15 protein-coding genes and 4 tRNA genes are annotated in these 16,390 nt (G+C 48.9%); 8 read left to right on the forward strand and 11 right to left on the reverse strand.

Going from position 1 to position 16,390, the window contains the following annotated elements:
- Positions 1-19: 19 nt before the first annotated feature.
- On the reverse strand, positions 20-1,108 hold the full coding sequence (locus EXY25_RS05395; protein WP_130565968.1) for an AI-2E family transporter: 1,089 nt from the start codon (positions 1,106-1,108) through the stop codon (positions 20-22).
- Positions 1,101-1,358, reverse strand: a complete 258-nt coding sequence (locus EXY25_RS05400) for a sulfurtransferase TusA family protein (RefSeq protein ID WP_165419268.1) — start codon at positions 1,356-1,358, stop codon at positions 1,101-1,103. The genes EXY25_RS05395 and EXY25_RS05400 overlap by 8 nt, the downstream gene beginning before the upstream one ends.
- 177 nt (positions 1,359-1,535) lie before the next feature.
- On the opposite strand from EXY25_RS05400, the gene bepA reads away from it, so the two are divergent.
- The 4 genes from bepA to EXY25_RS05420 all read left to right on the forward strand — a co-directional run bounded on the left by bepA (position 1,536) and on the right by EXY25_RS05420 (position 5,725).
- Positions 1,536-2,978 carry a beta-barrel assembly-enhancing protease gene (bepA, locus tag EXY25_RS05405; RefSeq protein ID WP_246019504.1) on the forward strand — a complete coding sequence of 481 codons (1,443 nt, stop codon included), beginning with the start codon at positions 1,536-1,538 and terminating at the stop codon, positions 2,976-2,978.
- A gap of 73 nt (positions 2,979-3,051) precedes the next feature.
- Positions 3,052-3,399, forward strand: a complete 348-nt coding sequence (gene arsC / locus EXY25_RS05410) for an arsenate reductase (glutaredoxin) (protein WP_130565970.1) — start codon at positions 3,052-3,054, stop codon at positions 3,397-3,399.
- A 23-nt stretch (positions 3,400-3,422) separates the two neighbouring features.
- A complete protein-coding gene (locus EXY25_RS05415) occupies positions 3,423-3,818 on the forward strand; it encodes a DUF2069 domain-containing protein (protein WP_130565971.1) in 396 nt (131 codons plus the stop codon).
- A gap of 23 nt (positions 3,819-3,841) precedes the next feature.
- Positions 3,842-5,725 carry a hypothetical protein gene (locus tag EXY25_RS05420; RefSeq protein ID WP_130565972.1) on the forward strand — a complete coding sequence of 628 codons (1,884 nt, stop codon included), beginning with the start codon at positions 3,842-3,844 and terminating at the stop codon, positions 5,723-5,725.
- Between the two features lie 26 nt (positions 5,726-5,751).
- On the opposite strand, the gene hda is transcribed toward EXY25_RS05420, so the two are convergent.
- Positions 5,752-6,453, reverse strand: a complete 702-nt coding sequence (gene hda, locus EXY25_RS05425) for a DnaA inactivator Hda (RefSeq protein ID WP_130565973.1) — start codon at positions 6,451-6,453, stop codon at positions 5,752-5,754.
- 21 nt (positions 6,454-6,474) lie between these two features.
- The gene (locus EXY25_RS05430) at positions 6,475-7,641 is read right to left on the reverse strand and encodes a DUF2066 domain-containing protein (RefSeq protein ID WP_170308594.1); all 1,167 of its coding nucleotides are present in this window, start codon (positions 7,639-7,641) and stop codon (positions 6,475-6,477) included.
- Between the two features lie 29 nt (positions 7,642-7,670).
- Between EXY25_RS05430 and purM the strand changes: the two genes are divergently transcribed.
- Genes purM through EXY25_RS05445 form a run of 3 tightly spaced genes read left to right on the forward strand, consistent with a single transcriptional unit; the run spans position 7,671 to position 10,163 of the window.
- Positions 7,671-8,711 carry a phosphoribosylformylglycinamidine cyclo-ligase gene (gene purM, locus EXY25_RS05435; RefSeq protein WP_207232108.1) on the forward strand — a complete coding sequence of 347 codons (1,041 nt, stop codon included), beginning with the start codon at positions 7,671-7,673 and terminating at the stop codon, positions 8,709-8,711.
- Between the two features lie 5 nt (positions 8,712-8,716).
- Entirely contained in the window at positions 8,717-9,358 is a 642-nt protein-coding gene (purN, locus tag EXY25_RS05440) for a phosphoribosylglycinamide formyltransferase (RefSeq protein ID WP_114337818.1), read from the forward strand.
- Positions 9,345-10,163 (forward strand): DUF3108 domain-containing protein, encoded by an 819-nt coding sequence (locus EXY25_RS05445; protein ID WP_207232109.1) that lies wholly within the window; start codon positions 9,345-9,347, stop codon positions 10,161-10,163. The genes purN and EXY25_RS05445 overlap by 14 nt, the downstream gene beginning before the upstream one ends.
- Here the strand turns inward: EXY25_RS05445 and EXY25_RS05450 are convergent.
- Positions 10,129-10,896 carry a class II glutamine amidotransferase gene (locus EXY25_RS05450; RefSeq protein ID WP_130565977.1) on the reverse strand — a complete coding sequence of 256 codons (768 nt, stop codon included), beginning with the start codon at positions 10,894-10,896 and terminating at the stop codon, positions 10,129-10,131. The genes EXY25_RS05445 and EXY25_RS05450 overlap by 35 nt on opposite strands.
- Positions 10,897-11,222: 326 nt before the next feature.
- On the opposite strand from EXY25_RS05450, the gene fadE reads away from it, so the two are divergent.
- On the forward strand, positions 11,223-13,688 hold the full coding sequence (fadE, locus tag EXY25_RS05455; RefSeq protein ID WP_130565978.1) for an acyl-CoA dehydrogenase FadE: 2,466 nt from the start codon (positions 11,223-11,225) through the stop codon (positions 13,686-13,688).
- A gap of 52 nt (positions 13,689-13,740) precedes the next feature.
- Here fadE and EXY25_RS05460 read toward each other — a convergent pair whose 3' ends face one another.
- The 6 genes from EXY25_RS05460 to EXY25_RS05485 form a co-directional block, all read right to left on the reverse strand.
- Complete coding sequence (locus tag EXY25_RS05460) at positions 13,741-14,247, reverse strand: GNAT family N-acetyltransferase (RefSeq protein ID WP_130565979.1); 507 nt, start codon at positions 14,245-14,247, stop codon at positions 13,741-13,743.
- Positions 14,248-14,402: 155 nt separating this feature from the next.
- Positions 14,403-14,479: transfer RNA gene (locus tag EXY25_RS05465), tRNA-Asp, on the reverse strand.
- Between the two features lie 47 nt (positions 14,480-14,526).
- Positions 14,527-14,603: transfer RNA gene (locus EXY25_RS05470), tRNA-Asp, on the reverse strand.
- Positions 14,604-14,731: 128 nt separating this feature from the next.
- A tRNA-Asp gene (locus tag EXY25_RS05475) sits at positions 14,732-14,808 on the reverse strand.
- A 35-nt stretch (positions 14,809-14,843) separates the two neighbouring features.
- Positions 14,844-14,920: transfer RNA gene (locus EXY25_RS05480), tRNA-Asp, on the reverse strand.
- A gap of 118 nt (positions 14,921-15,038) precedes the next feature.
- Entirely contained in the window at positions 15,039-16,349 is a 1,311-nt protein-coding gene (locus tag EXY25_RS05485) for a hypothetical protein (protein WP_130565980.1), read from the reverse strand.
- Positions 16,350-16,390: the final 41 nt, after the last annotated feature.

The following is a 16,390-nucleotide window of genomic DNA, read 5'->3' on the forward strand; positions in this document are numbered from 1 at the left end:
ATGCCTAAAGCGCACCACGTTATGCGGATACAGTCGAATCGTCTTTCTGTTCCTTAGCCACATAATGGCTCGGCCACACATTGACGACAGCTTTGACCAAGGTCGCCAGCGGGATAGCAAAGAACACCCCCCAGAACCCCCATATGCCACCGAAAAAGAGTACCGCAACGATAATAGCGACAGGATGTAAGTTCACCGCCTCAGAAAATAGAACCGGTACCAGTACGTTCCCATCAAGCATCTGAATAATCGAATAAGCCAACATCAGATACCAAAACTCTGAGCTCACGCCCCACTGGAAAAGTGCAACCATCGCCACTGGGATCGTCACCACCGTGGCACCAATATATGGGATCAGCACACTCAATCCGACTAGTAAGCCCAACAGTGCAGGATACCGAAGCCCCATGACAACGAAGGTAATATAACTGGCACCACCAACAATCAATATCTCAATCACCTTACCGCGAATATAGTTCATGATCTGGCCATTCATTTCATGACCCACTTTATACGCGAGATCCCGATTGGTAGGTAAAAAACGATCAATGCTTTTGAGCAGAAACTCTTTATCTTTTAAGAAAAAGAACAACAATAGAGGCACTAAAATGGCGTAAACCAACAGCGCAACTAATGAGACGAGTGAGTTCAAAGACATAGAGATAATGCCCTGCCCCATATCCAGAAGGTGAGTTCTGAGTGTTGTTACCACATTATCAATCTGCTCCATTTGGATCAGACCCGGGTAGCGTTCAGGTAACCCAGACAGATAAACCTGCGCCTCTCCTATCATAGTGGGCAACTCTGTCACAAGTGTGCTTGCTTGTTGCCAGATAATTGGCACAACAACAAGAATGGCCAATAAACTGAGGCCCAAAAATGCCAACAACACAATGGTTGCAGCTAACCCTCGAGGTAATTTCCTTTTGGTCAACTGGCTAACCGGCCATTCAAGTAAGTAAGCTAAAACGATGGCTGTTAAAATGGGTGCCAGTAGGCCGCCAAGAAAGTAGATAATGGCAAACCCCATAAGCAGTATGAACATCAATGTCACTGCGGCGGGATCAGAAAACTTACGACGGTACCATCGGTTGAGCATTTCAAACATGAAAACGGCTCTCCTGAGAAATAGTTATTTCAATTGCCATCAAAGCCAAGCCGCTTTGAGGTTCAATATTGTTAACAGAGAATCCCCTCCGGTAGGCATAGTCGAGAATGTCACTGGCAGAGCTAGAGTCATCTAACAGAATAACCAAAACATCACCGATACAGAGCTTTCCCATGGCCAATTTACTGTCAATTAGTGTCTGTGGACAGCGCAGTCCTTTCAGATCGAGTTCAAAATAGTCGTGTTGCAAAGTGATATTTCAGCGAAAAAGCTGTCTGGCCTCAAGTTAGATGAAGAAACAGTGGTAATTTTACCTGTGCATGGACTTGTTTCCACTCACAGGTTACTGTAATTACAATAATATCGAGAAGTGTTAATAGGTGTCACTCTGAAATACGTCAACACACTCAAGCAAGGAATTGCGCCTTTGCGTCGCAAGATAGCATTGGCTTCGGCCGTTGCGGTAGCTATTTTTTGCCTAGGGCAAACCGCCAGAGCCAATGATCTACCCGACATAGGCACCGCTGCTGTTGGCACCTTATCCCTGCAAAAAGAAGCTATAATTGGCGATTTTTATATGCGCCAAATGCGTGGCACACAGCCACTAGTTAACGATCCATTGCTTGCCGACTATATACAGCAACTAGGCTATCGCCTGCTCGCCAACGCCAGTTCAATCAATTTCCCCTACACCTTCTTCTTGGTTAACAACCCAGAGATTAACGCATTTGCCTTCTTTGGTGGTCATATCGGCATTAATACCGGATTGTTCCTATACGCCGACCAAGAGAGCGAATTAGCATCCGTATTTGCCCACGAAATCGCCCACGTCACCCAACGTCACCTTGCCAGAATGATGGAGGCGCAAGCTAAAGCCGCTCCTGCAACCATGGCTGCCATAGCGGGTTCGATTCTACTAGCCATAGTGAACCCACAAGCAGGGATGGCAGGACTCTCGGGGACAATGGCAGCAAGTCAGCAGTCCAGCATCAACTACACCCGCGCCAACGAAGAAGAGGCTGATCGCATAGGGATAAAGAATCTTGCGGCTTCCGGTTTCGATCCCAGAGGTATGCCGGAATTTTTTGGCAAGATGGCAGCAAAATATCGTTTTTCCAGTAAACCACCACAAATGCTCTTAACTCACCCTTTACCCGAATCACGGATATCCGATGCGAGAAACCGTGCAGAACAATATCCCAAGGCTTCAAAGAAAGCCTCTTTGCAATTTGAACTCGCTAAAGCGCGGGTGACAGTGCGGTTCAATCCAGAAAAACCGCAAACCATACTGAACACCATGCAGCGAGCACTGCAAAAGCAAACCTACAATATTAGGGAGGCAGCAGAGTATGGCTATGCGCTGGCGCTCACCGACACCGGAAATGCCGATAAAGCAAGAGAACTGCTCACACGCCTCAATAAAAATGACCCAAATAACCTCTACTACATAGACACGTTAACTGATTTGGATGTCAGAGCCCGAAACTACAAAGGCGCAGAGGAACGCTTACAGCAACAACTTTTGCTCCGCTCTGACAGTAATGTCATCAATATTAATCTCGCATCTGTCTATATAGAGCAACAAAAATTTACCGACGCGGCGAGCTTACTGGAGAAATTCCAGCCTTTAGCAAAGGACAACATGCTGGTTTACAGCATGATGATTCAAGCCTATCAAGGCGCAGGTAAACAAGCGCAGATGCACCAAGCGAAAGCAGAACAGTTCGCTCTCGTTGGTGCATTTTCCAGAGCGATCAAAGAACTGCATGTGGCACACCCGTTGTTGGAAGGGAATGTTATAGAACAATCACGTGTGGAAGAACGGATCCGGCAATTCCGCGAATTAGAAAATCAGTTGAAGAACCTTTAACACCTACCGTACTTCATTTATCAATAGGTATGCTGGCGGCCAACCGCCAGCTGATTTAGTTAAAAGAGTCACTATGAAATCAGTTACTATTTACCACAATCCACGCTGCTCAAAATCCCGCGAAACGCTCAAATTGATCGACCAGCAGGGGATATCTCCAAACATCATCTTGTATTTAAAAGAACCGCCCTCGGTGTCCGCACTAAAGGAGCTACTTACTCAATTGGGCTTATCGGCACGTGATTTGATGCGAACCAAAGAAGAGATCTATTCAACATTAGAGCTGGCTAATATTGAACAGGAACAACAATTGCTCGAGGCGATGGTCGCAAATCCTAAGTTAATTGAGCGCCCCATCGTCGTCAGCGAAGGCAAAGCGATCATCGGACGCCCACCAGAAAATGTCCTTTCTATCCTTTAAAGTGAATCCGAGCAGCTAAATTAATGAGCAAAATTGAAACAACTACCCGCCGTTTTCAACGACTGGCCTTATCCTGCTATTTAGGCTTAGTCCTTTGGGTTCCGCTCTGGCATTTTGTCCTAGCTCCTCACCCTGAAATGTCAGTGGGCTTCATTCTCTTTATTGGCTGTTTACCCCTGCTGCTGCCTTTACCTGGGCTACTGACCGGAAAGCCATACACGTACGCTTGGGCTAATTTCATCATCGTTTGTTACCTAGGTCATGGTCTAACGGCTATCTATTCCAACCCCGGAGAGGCTTGGTGGGCACTGATTGAAATTATCCTCAGCACGGGCGCTTTTATTGGCTGTGTCTACTTTGCACGCCACCGCGGGAGAGAGTTAGGCCTTGGCTTAAAAAAGCGAAAGCAGCCCAAATAAGCACGATCTAAGTGAGAAGAATAATGATCGCTGACGCCAAAAAGTTCTCTGTCACCTTAATAAGTGTCCTGCTGCTAGTGGCCTGCGGCGGAGGAAGCAGTGATGCAGCGGTAGAGCTTGTATCTCCTTCACCGGAAGAAGCTAAAGTCACCATTCTCCAGCCGTTGCCCCTAGGCAGCGGAGCATCTATCGCCCTTAGTCTGAATGGCTCGGAGATCACCAATATTCACTGGCAACAAATAGATGGCCCCAGGGTACCTATTTTTGATGAACAGCAGAGTTTGCTTGGCGTTGAACTTGATACCACGCCTGCGTCATATAGGTTTCAAGTAAGTTATCACCTAGATGGAGAACTAATAGAACAACAACTCGAGCTCAGCAGCGAAACCTCTGAAGAGCAACTACTGATCAGGCGGGACAGAAACGTCGCTGCGGGTAGTGAGTTCTCTCTGCGAGCGGCTTTAATGAGTGGTCAAATCGTCACTGAAGTCTCCTGGCAGCAAACTAGCGGTCCAACAGCATTAACGGAATCAGCAGACGAGCTACTATTTGTGACCGCACCAATCGTAAGTGAGCCAAGCCTGCTTTCATTTGTCGCCAACGGCACTGCCCCTAACGGGGCAACATATACCGATGAAGTTTGGGTACAAGTATTACCGTCAGCAGCCCCCTCAGGTAATGCCTATTTTGATGAGCCACTGGCACACACCTTCCCCTATCTAGACAGTCGTTATAGTGATGCACTGAGCAGCTGTGTGTACAACAACAGCTTAACCCAGAGTTGCTTGTTGGCACGTTTGCCACTTCTTGCTGCCGAGGCTCAAGCCAACGGCTTAGCGTACCCAACAACCGATCAGATAATGCAGCGAGTTGTTGTTTCCCATGAGTGGATGGGTAAGGCATTTGAGGATTTTCTAAGCGCACAACCTCACACTGATTTTCATCATCTGTTAAGTGCCGTGACAGCCATCGTCATTAGTTATGATATCCGCCCCTCTTTCTATTGGGCGGCAACAGGGGCTATCTATCTCGATCCAGAAAACCTTTGGCGCACAGCACAAGAACGAGATCTGATTAACGAACAACCGGATTACCGAAGCGGGTTTGGCGGTTCACTGCAATTCGATATGCTGTGGCGCTATACCAAAAACGACGAATACGCCTACACTAGAGTGCCGCGAGACAATAGAGCAACACGGGAGCTTAGCGATATCACCAACCGCTTTAGCGCCCTGCTCTATCACGAGTTGGCACATGCTAACGATTTCTTTCCGCCCGCAACTCACGGGCAACTGGCTCCTCAAGACTCCGTCTTATCTGCTGTCTATCAACTGGACTGGTTATCAGAGCAACTCACAGAACGATCACCGCTGCAGTCAAACGCAATGACCGAACTTGCCCAAGTGGCGTTCAGGGGCATCGATCCAACAGCTGAGCAAGAGGAATTACTTCCCGAAGATGTAGCCCTGATGTTCCCACCCGATGGCGCTGTAGATTTTTATAATTACAGTTCTGAGCGGGAAGATCTGGCCATGCTATTTGAAGAGTTGATGATGCAATATCGCTTATCAGTACAACGGGATGTGGCGATCACCAATAATCCAAGTGATGAAGATGCATCGAGCAGTGACTACATCGTCAATTGGGGACAACGCGGGCGCATCGCCGAACCTTGGATTACCGAACGGGCGACATGGGTATTGGAGAACATTCTGTCTGAATTGGATCCGCATAGCGTTGTAGAGAGTCTGATCACCCCCATACCGATGAATATGGGTGATTCATGGGCTGACAACCTGCTACTTGGCCCTCAAGAAAACAAAAATTTAAGAACAAATAGAGATAAGAAAGAGCAAGGGATTGAACGCTTAAGATATCATGGCAAACCGTTACCCCTAGCAGAGTAAAAACGATTCCTGAACGATAGCTATAATTAGAGTGATAATACCTGCTTAACAAACGGCACGGTTAATTTTCGCTGCGCCACCATCGAGGCACGGTCAAGCGTATCCAATGTCTCAGTTAACGCTCCCATCTCTCGAGCTACTCGGTTGAGTAAAAAGCGGGCCACTTCATCAGGCATCTTCATGCCACGGTTTTGCGCGCGCTGCATCAACATGGCGACTTTCTGCTCATCATCCAAAGAGCTAAGTTTGGCAACTAGGCCCCAGTCTAAACGGGAACCCAGATCTGGCAGCTGAAAACCGCAGGTTCGGGGCGCTCCTTTGGCTGACATCAAAAGTCGAGCCTGGCCTAACTCTCCGACGCGATTGTAGAGATCGAATAACGCGCGCTCCCAAACAGCATCACCTGCGATATGATCCACATCATCAATAGCAACCAGATCCAATTGCTCGAGTCCCTCAAACATAATGGGACTAATTTGAGATGAGATAGACATCGGTAGGTAGGCGACTTGCATCCCCCGGTTTGCCCCATCGGCACATGCAGCGTGCAACAAATGAGATTTGCCACAGCCCGCCGCACCCCACAGGTAAAATGGCTGCTCATTTTTGTCTAGCAATAGCTTCAACTGCTCTACGACGGAGTCATTTGCCGCGCCGTAATAGCTAGCAAATGTTTCGTCATCAGGCAGATTCAGTGCCAATGGCAGCTGTTTGTCAAACGTACTCAAGCTCGTATCACCAACAAATAGTCATGGTAACCAGGCATACTCCTGACTCTCTTGGGTAATATCATCCCCAGCCACAACTACCAGGTGTTCATCCAGTTCAATAGCTGCAAGTACTGATGTTGGATCACCCAACAAGCCCAGTCGGAACTGCGCTCTGGCACCATTTAAACTCACTAACTCAACCGCTGACACCTGAGTTAGTGAGGCTAGCTGCTTCATCACGGCGACATAGATATCGGGTTGCTCCACATTAACGACCGTAATGGTAATTGAATCAGAAGCCAGTGAGCCGCCCGTTACCGCATATTTACTGGCAAAGTCATCAGCTAACTGATTAACCATCGCCGTCATCAGCTCTTCACGTGTTCCGGTCAATTGTGACTGACCAACATCATTTAGCGGCTGCATATCAGGCAAAGTCAACAACTGCCAATCGAGCACCCAGGCATCACCCGCCTGAAATAACTTAGCAACAATCATTGCATCGGCAGCATAGCGGCTTGAAGCTTGTGCCAGTGGAGCTTGGAAACGCCCCCAAACATCAGAGACAGAGACCTGCATAGCATCATCAAGATCCATTAGCGGAAGCAAGGATGGCATCCCTCTTTCATCAGAGGCCTGCTTGATAAGCCCAGGCAGCTCAGATGCGGTGCTGTCGGCCAAAATATGACGCTCGCCAGCCTGCTCCTCAACCAACCAAACCATCACTAATGGCCGGCGGTTGCCCCAGACGCCTTCGTTGGCTTGGCGCAATAAGCGATTAATTCTTTCACTATCAAACTGAACACTAACAAATGTCTGCTCAGACTCCTGATAGCCATACTGAAGCATATAATCTTGTGCTTTCGTCAGCTGAGACTTAATTAAGGGGTTTTCTAACACCGCAGATGTCCCCCCAACACGTACTAACACAACTTTAAAAGCCTGCGTTTGTGCCTGGTTCATCTCTGCTGAGCCTTTATCAGAAACAAGAATGTCGACCTGATAGAGGTTATTTACTTCAATAGCCACTGCTTGGCGAGCCGAAAACAAGCCAAATAGCAGCATTAACAGTATGAAAAGTCTTCCTTTCACCACGAATTTTACCCGTCCAGTATGTTGCTGCGGCATCATACCATAACAACGTATAAATGAACCTTTCGCAAGTTGCTCCCTTTCGTCGCCATGCTCTGCTAGAATTGCGCCCAAATTACGACCAAGATCCAAATGAGGCAGCCGTGAGCGAACAGAAGCAATCACTCAGTTATAAAGACGCAGGTGTCGACATTGATGCAGGTAATGCATTAGTTGACCGTATTAAAGGTGTGGCAAAACGAACCCAACGCCCCGAAGTAATAGGTGGATTAGGCGGTTTTGGTGCACTGTGTGAGCTGCCGAAAAAATATAAAGAACCAGTACTGGTAAGTGGTACAGACGGTGTCGGCACTAAATTGCGCCTGGCCATCGACCTGAACCGTCATAGCGGTGTTGGTGTCGATTTAGTCGCCATGTGTGTTAACGACCTTATTGTGCAGGGTGCAGAGCCTCTGTTCTTCCTCGATTACTTCGCCACAGGCAAATTGAATGTCGACACGGCAGCCGATGTGGTATCAGGTATCGGTGATGGATGTGCGTTGGCTGGTGCTGCTTTAATTGGTGGTGAAACAGCAGAGATGCCTGGCATGTATGAAGGAGATGATTACGATCTCGCAGGCTTCTGTGTCGGTGTTGCTGAAAAATCTAAAGTTATTGATGGTACCAAAGTGGCCGCAGGTGACACCCTGATCGCACTGGCTTCCTCAGGCCCTCACTCCAATGGTTACTCGCTCATTCGTAAGATCCTTGAAATTAGCGAAGCTGATACCCAGCAAGCATTTGGCAACGGCACACTGGCTGATGCCTTACTTGAGCCAACCCGTATCTATGTAAAACCCGTACTAGCCTTGATGGAACAATTTGATATTCACGCCATCTCCCACATCACGGGTGGTGGTTTCTGGGAAAATATACCACGGGTACTGCCAGCGACCTGCAAAGCGATTGTTGATAGCAAGAGCTGGGAATGGCCAGAGATCTTTAACTGGTTGCAGGAAAAAGGCAACGTAGAAACCCACGAGATGTATCGCACATTTAACTGTGGCGCAGGCATAGTTATTGCGTTATCAGCCAATGAAGCGGAAGCCGCCGTGGCAGCATTGAATGAAGCTGGCGAAAGCGCGTGGATAGTAGGTCAGATTGCTGAACGTACTGGCGATGAAGAACAGGTTGAGATGGTGTAACTGCGATGCCTAATTGTCGTATCGTCGTCCTGATATCTGGAAACGGTAGCAATCTGCAAGCGATCATCGATAAGTGCCATCTTCAAGATGGCGCTGAAATCGTTGCAGTCGTCAGCAACCGATCTGATGCCTACGGTCTTCAGCGTGCTCGCGCAGCAAATATTGCCGCCAAGGTGCTTGATCATAAAGCATTCGAGAGCAGAGAAAGCTATGACAAAGCGTTAATTACTTTAATTAACGAATTTCAAGCAGACCTTCTGGTGATGGCTGGTTTTATGCGTATTTTAACCCCTGAGTTTGTTACAAACTTCAGCGGCAAAATGCTCAACATCCACCCTTCTTTGTTACCTAAGTATCAAGGCTTGCATACCCATCAGCGAGCCATTGAAGCAGGTGATAAAGAGCATGGAGCGTCGGTACACTTTGTTACTGAAGAACTCGATGGTGGACCTGTGATCCTGCAAGCTCGTGTGCCAGTGTTTGCTGAAGATACAGTCGACGAACTGGCTGCCCGTGTTCACGAACAAGAACACCAGATCTATCCCATGGTTGTTACCTGGTTTGCCTGCGGACGCTTGTCGATGGGCGATGGACAGGCGATACTGGATGGAAATATCCTACCGCCGGATGGTTATGCAAACGACTAATCTAAAACGGGCGCTGATAGGCGCCCTTTTTTTTCTTCCCTTCTCCACTATCGCTGACCAAGCGAATAACTCGGGTACACCTGAGTCACAGAGCAGTGAGCTCGACATCCGTCCCTATCAAGCCGAATACAAAGTGTTCAGAGGGGGCAGTGAATATGGCAAAGGCTCGCGCTCACTCCTGCAAGTTGAGGATGGACTTTGGTATCTGGAAACCAGCACAGATGTAAGCTGGCTATTTCTCTCGGACCGGCGTCAGGAAAAAAGTTGGTTTAAGGTATTCGATGACCATGTCGTTCCCTTGCAATACAAACAAAAACGCTCTGGCACCGGCCCCGACTACCTCTCCTTCGTGCTATTTGACCACCGCCTAAAAAAAGTAAAAGAGATCGGCGATTATGACGAATTCGAGGCGGTCTATCAGCCAGGCGTTCTCGATGGCGCCAGTTACCAGTTTCAGATGATGCGTGACATTCAGGCCGGCGTGAAAGATATCACCTACCCCATTATTATGAGTGGAGAGAACAAAGAGTACCGCTTCAAACTGATTGGTGAAGAGGAGCTAGAAACACCATTTGGCAAACTGGCTACCGTCAAACTGGAACGGATCCGCGGCAACAAAAAACGCCAGACGTATGTTTGGTTAGCCAAAGAGTATGGCTATGTGGTTGCGCGAATATGGCAAGCCAAGGGCGGCTCAGAGCAAGCCGATCTGCAAATAAGTCATTTCAAATGGTTAAAGCAAGCCCCCCACCCAGAGCTGAAAGCAGCGCTTAAAGTATCTGCTCCCCCTGACAAAACAAAGTAAACTCACCGGCCGCCATTTTGTACCACTGTTCATTGATGGTGAGTGGCTGGGTAGCAAACACGGTCACCACGTCATCTGGCGTGGTTTCCTTATGAAAATCCAATTGCCAATCCTGATCTTTAAGCACTGCTTCACCAAACGGGGCTCGACGCGTTAACCAGTGCAGATTGTTGCTGCAATACGCCATGACATACTCCCCATCAGTGAGCAGCATGTTGTAAACCCCCATCGCCCTTAGCTCATCACACAAAGTCGCGATGAACTTGAATACCGCCGGCATGTTTCCCGGCTTGCGTTTGTACTTTTCAGTTAGCGCATTGAGAATAAAGCAGAAAGCTCGTTCACTATCAGTACAGCCAATAGGTAAGTGCTGCCCGACAGGCAGCTTTTTATAACCCGACAATTGACCATTGTGAGCAAAGGTCCACGATCGCCCCCAAAGGTCCCGAGTAAACGGGTGAGTATTTTCCAAACAAACGCCACCACGGTTCGCCTGCCTAATATGCCCAATCACTGCGCGACTCTTAATCGGGTAGCTCTGCACGAGCTCAGCAATACGAGATTCTGCCGCTGGATTAGGATCTTTAAAACTACGGCAGCCTTTCCCTTCATAGAAGGTGATCCCCCATCCATCACGGTGTGGGCCAGTATTGCCGCCGCGCTGCATTAATCCAGAAAAACTGAAACAGATATCAGTGGGTACATTGGCACTCATGCCGAGCAGTTCACACATAATCTTGCTTACCTCTTTATTCCGCTCAATTTTTCGTGGAGGCGGATTTTACTACAGCAAACAAGGTTACTCACTGATTACTGTGACGAATTAAATGACTTTCCTCAATTAACCAGATGAAAGCAGCATTTCAGCAGCGAGAATCAATCGACACTCAAAAATAAATCAATAAATTTCAGACACATAATAAGAATCAAGCAACTATTTGTCATTTCCGTGAATCACATGGGTTGAAGAAAACATTGATCTACATCCATAATGAACTGATAAGAGGTCTGACCTGTATAATATACAGGACTCATAGCAAACATTAAAAAGGAGACACTATGAATGTTCTCATCTGGTTGGCGGCAGGCTTTGTCGTCTTTGGTATCCTGGCGTACCACCGTGCGTCACTGGCCACATTTACTGGCGCCATTGCAGCCATACTGGTGGGAGCCACGATCAGTGGCGATGCAGGCCAATGGTCATGGTTAGTATTCGCACTTCTGGCACTGCCCTTAAACATCGCAGCAATCAGGCAAACCTACATCAGCAAACCGCTACTAAAGGTTTACCGCAGCATCATGCCCGAGATGTCTTCAACAGAAAAAGACGCCATCGAAGCTGGAACCGTATGGTGGGAAGGTGAACTTTTCCGCGGCGCACCCGACTGGAGCAAGCTGCATCACTACCCCGCACCGAGACTCAGTGCAGAGGAGCAAGCGTTCCTCGATGGTCCTGTCGAAGAGGTTTGCCGCATGACCAATGATTGGGAGATCACCCACGAGCGCGCAGATCTGCCTCCTGAAATCTGGTCATTCCTGAAAGAACATAAGTTCTTCGCCATGATTATTAAGAAAGAGTATGGTGGCCTTGAATTTTCTGCCTATGCTCAAAGTCGCGTACTACAAAAATTGGTAGGCAGCTCTGCCGTGTTAGCTTCCACCGTTGGCGTACCGAACTCATTAGGTCCCGGTGAGTTACTTCAGCACTATGGCACCGAGGCTCAAAGAAACCATTACCTCCCCCGCTTGGCACAAGGCAAAGAGATCCCCTGTTTTGCGTTAACCAGCCCCGAGGCTGGCTCTGATGCCGGAGCGATCCCTGACTTTGGCATCGTCTGTAAAGATCAATGGCAAGGCGAAGAGGTGCTTGGCATGCGCCTGACCTGGAATAAGCGCTATATTACGCTAGCGCCGATTGCGACGGTGTTAGGTTTAGCATTCAAATTGCGAGATCCAGACGGGTTACTGGGTGATGAAAAAGAGTTAGGCATCACCTGTGCATTGATCCCCACATCGACACCAGGCGTTGAAACGGGACGTCGACATTTCCCGCTCAATGTTCCGTTCCAAAATGGCCCGACCCACGGTAAAGATGTATTTGTTCCCATCGATTACATTATCGGCGGACCTAAGATGGCTGGCCAAGGTTGGCGCATGTTAGTGGAGTGCCTCTCCGTGGGACGCGCAATCACTTTGCCATCTAACAGTGCTGGCGGAGCCAAAAGCCTTGCGATGGCAACCGGTGCATACGCCCGGATCCGTCGCCAATTCAAGCTGCCTATCGGCAAAATGGAAGGGATACAGGAGCCTTTGGCACGGATCGGTGGCAATGCCTACTTGATGGACAGCGTTACGACCATGACCACAGGGGCAATTGATTTAGGCGAAAAGCCATCCGTTTTGGGTGCGATCTGTAAATATCACCTGACCGATCGCTCTCAAAAAACAGTCATCGATGCCATGGATATTCACGGTGGTAAAGGTGTCTGTATGGGGCCTGCGAACTACCTAGCTCGCGCTTATCAAGGCAGTCCCATCGCTGTCACCGTAGAAGGCGCAAATATCTTAACGCGCTCGATGATGATATACGGCCAAGGTGCAATCCGTTGTCACCCTTACGTCTTACCAGAGATGCAAGCGGCGATGCTAACGGATGATCGTGAGGCGCTCGGCAGCTTTGACCGCGCTGTATTTGGCCATATTGGCTTTGCTATCAGCAATTTCTTCCGCGCCACATGGTTAGGCCTCAGTGGAGCGAAATTGGCAAAATCGCCGTTTAAGGATCAGACCAGTCGCTACTATAAGCAGATGAGCCGCTTTAGCGCTGATCTAGCCCTATTATCAGATCTTTGTATGGCGACCCTAGGTGGAGATCTAAAACGCCGTGAGCGTATTTCAGCCCGCCTTGGCGACCTACTGAGTCAACTCTATTTGGCATCATGCGCACTGAAACGCTTTAACGATGAGGGACGTCAGCAAGAAGATCTGCCACTGCTGCAATGGGCTGTAGAAGATGCGTTATATAAGCTGCAGGAGTCACTACGGGATCTATTGAATAATTTCCCTGTTCGCTGGCTAGGAGCAACCCTGAAGGTACTGTTGATGCCTTGGGGGGCGCCACTGCGCAAGCCTAGTGACAGCTTAGATCGCAAGGTGGCCGAACTACTGCAAACCCCATCTGAAGCTCGAAGCCGCTTAGGACATGGTCAATACCTAACCGATGAAGAAGGCAACCCCATCGGTCGTCTTGAGGGTACATTAGCCCTACTCCTGAAAGTGGAACCTATCGTTGATGCGATAGCCAAGAAGAAGGGTAAAAAAATACCCTTTATCTTCCTCGACCGGATCGCTGATGAAGCACTGGCTGAAGGCTGGATAGAGCAGGATGAGGCTGCGCTTCTGAAACAGGCTGAAGAGGGTCGCCTCTACACCATTAATGTTGATGACTTCGACAATGAAGCGTTAGTCGCCGATAAATCAACACTGGTTGATAGCAAAGCGCGCTCATCAGAGAAAGCTGCATAACCCTCTCCCCCAGAGTTAATACCAAGCCCGGCCATGCCGGGCTTTCTTTTGTCTACGAACCGATGCGCTGAATTGCAGTTCCCACACGCTTTTCCAAGCGCAACACACTGCGCCTATTGCCATAATGTCCCACCTGTTGAAAGCCAAGCTTGGAGTAAAGCGATAAAGCCGTCTGATTATTCTCAAACACAAAAAGTGAGTAGTAATCTGGTTGCCACAGCGCCTCTCCTAGCGCCATCAACCCCGTTACTAAGCGCATGCCGAACCCGCGACCCCTTGCTTCAGGATGGACCACCAACCTCGCTAAGTGACAGTACCCACCCCCCTTCTCCCCCAGTGAAAAACGCAGTTGTCCAAAGCCAAGTAAACGTTGGCTGTTGAGCATTGCAAAGCTTTGCGCGTCAGGCCACTGTAACTTGTGCAACCAATCTATTTCATCCCGGGCCCAGCCCATCTCTGGCCCTCCCCACGAACGAAGATCTGACAAAGCGCTAAACCAGGACCTCAACTCTGCAAGATCTGTGGCGCTCGCCATGCGTAGCTGTGTGTCCTTAACCATCGACTCTTCATCGCAATAGAAACCAGCAGCAAAATTAGCACTGACGCAGGAAAGCCATTAACCCAAAAGACAATTTTGGGTGGCAGATCACCAAAAGATGGAGGGTAAATTTGAGGCAAAAAAAAGCCTCGTAAAAACGAGGCTTTTTTAATAATTGGCGGAGTGGACGGGACTCGAACCCGCGACCCCCGGCGTGACAGGCCGGTATTCTAACCAACTGAACTACCACTCCGCACTAACTGGTGTGAGTATCACTACTCAAAATCTTTGACGGGATGTTGGCGGAGTGGACGGGACTCGAACCCGCGACCCCCGGCGTGACAGGCCGGTATTCTAACCAACTGAACTACCACTCCGCTGAACCCGACAGCTCAACTAAGCAGCGGCGCTTAGCAAAGCAAACTCTTGGTTAGAGACAGAGCAAACTATGCCCTTTCCCCGACCTCGTGACGGACTTTACAAGTCTCTAGCACGACAAATAAGTTGGCGGAGTGGACGGGACTCGAACCCGCGACCCCCGGCGTGACAGGCCGGTATTCTAACCAACTGAACTACCACTCCACCGAAAAACTGGTTGCTTGAGGTTGCAAGGGAGTTGGCGGAGTGGACGGGACTCGAACCCGCGACCCCCGGCGTGACAGGCCGGTATTCTAACCAACTGAACTACCACTCCAGAATAACTAAGGAACTCAACAGGATAACCTTGCGGCATCTGCGATTAAGCCCCCTCAAGCGCGGCGAGGATAATACGGATTGGCCTAGGGTGAGTCAATACCTTTTTTACCGTTCGGTTAATCTTCAGGCAATGATAGGTCAATTAGCTCTTCATCGAGCTCCTCAACCTCTGGTCCTTTGCTTTTTTCTGCTTCTAATGCCGCTGCTTTGGTCTTTTGCAGCATCATCCATTTATAGACAAACATCATAATGGCAGCGAGTAACAACAGCCCGAGATTAATACCCGCGATCAACCACCAATTTACGCTAGGCTGAGGTTTATTAACTTTCTGATTAAGTTCGAACAGTTGACGATTAAACTCTTCATCGATCTGGCCCATCAAACGGCCTAACCCGGCTTCAGGCACTCTTTCAGGAGCTTCACCACCAACAACCTCAGCGACACGCTCCTGCGGGGTCGGAGGCAGATTTACAACACTAAACCGTACAACATTGGTAGCCAACGCCATATCCCGTCCCGTGGTCACCGAACGTCCAAACACTTCAGCCTCCATACGGTAGTCACCGGATTCGGTCAATTCAGCAAGTGAAAATTGGGTATTATCTTGGCCCTGTGTGGACAGCGTAAACTCTCGTTCGCGGCCATCCGACGCGAAAATAGTGCCGCTGAGAGCAATGTTATCTAACTCAACCGCGCTGCCATCAAATTGGAAGTAGATAGCGACAGGCTTTTCCTCAACAACAACGAGATCAGCCGTTACCGGCGAAGGCAGAAGACGTAACGAATGGTTAGCGACACGTTCAAAGGTGGGATTGTAAACACGCAGGCTCATCTCATATTGGTCAGCTGAGATATTCAGATCCAGTGTACCAGTAAGCACACCGTCACCAGGCGACTCATCAAACCCGGTACCATCGTCGATAAACTCTCCAAGCTTGAGGCCATTGTAGGAGAGATCATAGCTACTACTTAAACCGACAGCTCTTGCCCATATTTCCATTTTTAAGTCGGCGACAAACGGTGCCAAAGCAATGGTTTGCCCACGGTTAACGACCCTCGCCGTTAAACGCAGACGTTCGCCAACATAAAGCTCTTCAGGCAGCGCATCCATCACCAGAGAAACATCGGACATAGTGACCATGCGGTTACGCGGATCAACACTACCAACTACCTGCCACGGCCCAGCCATCGGCTTTTTGATTGTAATGAGATCAAAAGCGGCATCATCAAACCAAGCCACCGACTCTTCAGGATGACGAGACGCATACAGCTTACTGCCATCAGGCTGGATCAAAACCACCGGAGCAGAACCGTCGTGACGGTAAATAACCAAGGTGATCTCTTCAATACCGTGATCAAGGCGAAAACGATTTTTAAGCAGCGGACTCAGGTTATCCGCAATACTCGCAAAGGAAAGCAGCATCATTAACGCCGCCCAACAAAGGCTCAGAGATCTAAAAACCAAAC

The sequence above is a fragment of the Corallincola spongiicola genome (genome assembly GCF_004284785.1).
Classification (GTDB): Bacteria; Pseudomonadota; Gammaproteobacteria; order Enterobacterales; family Neiellaceae; genus Corallincola; species Corallincola holothuriorum.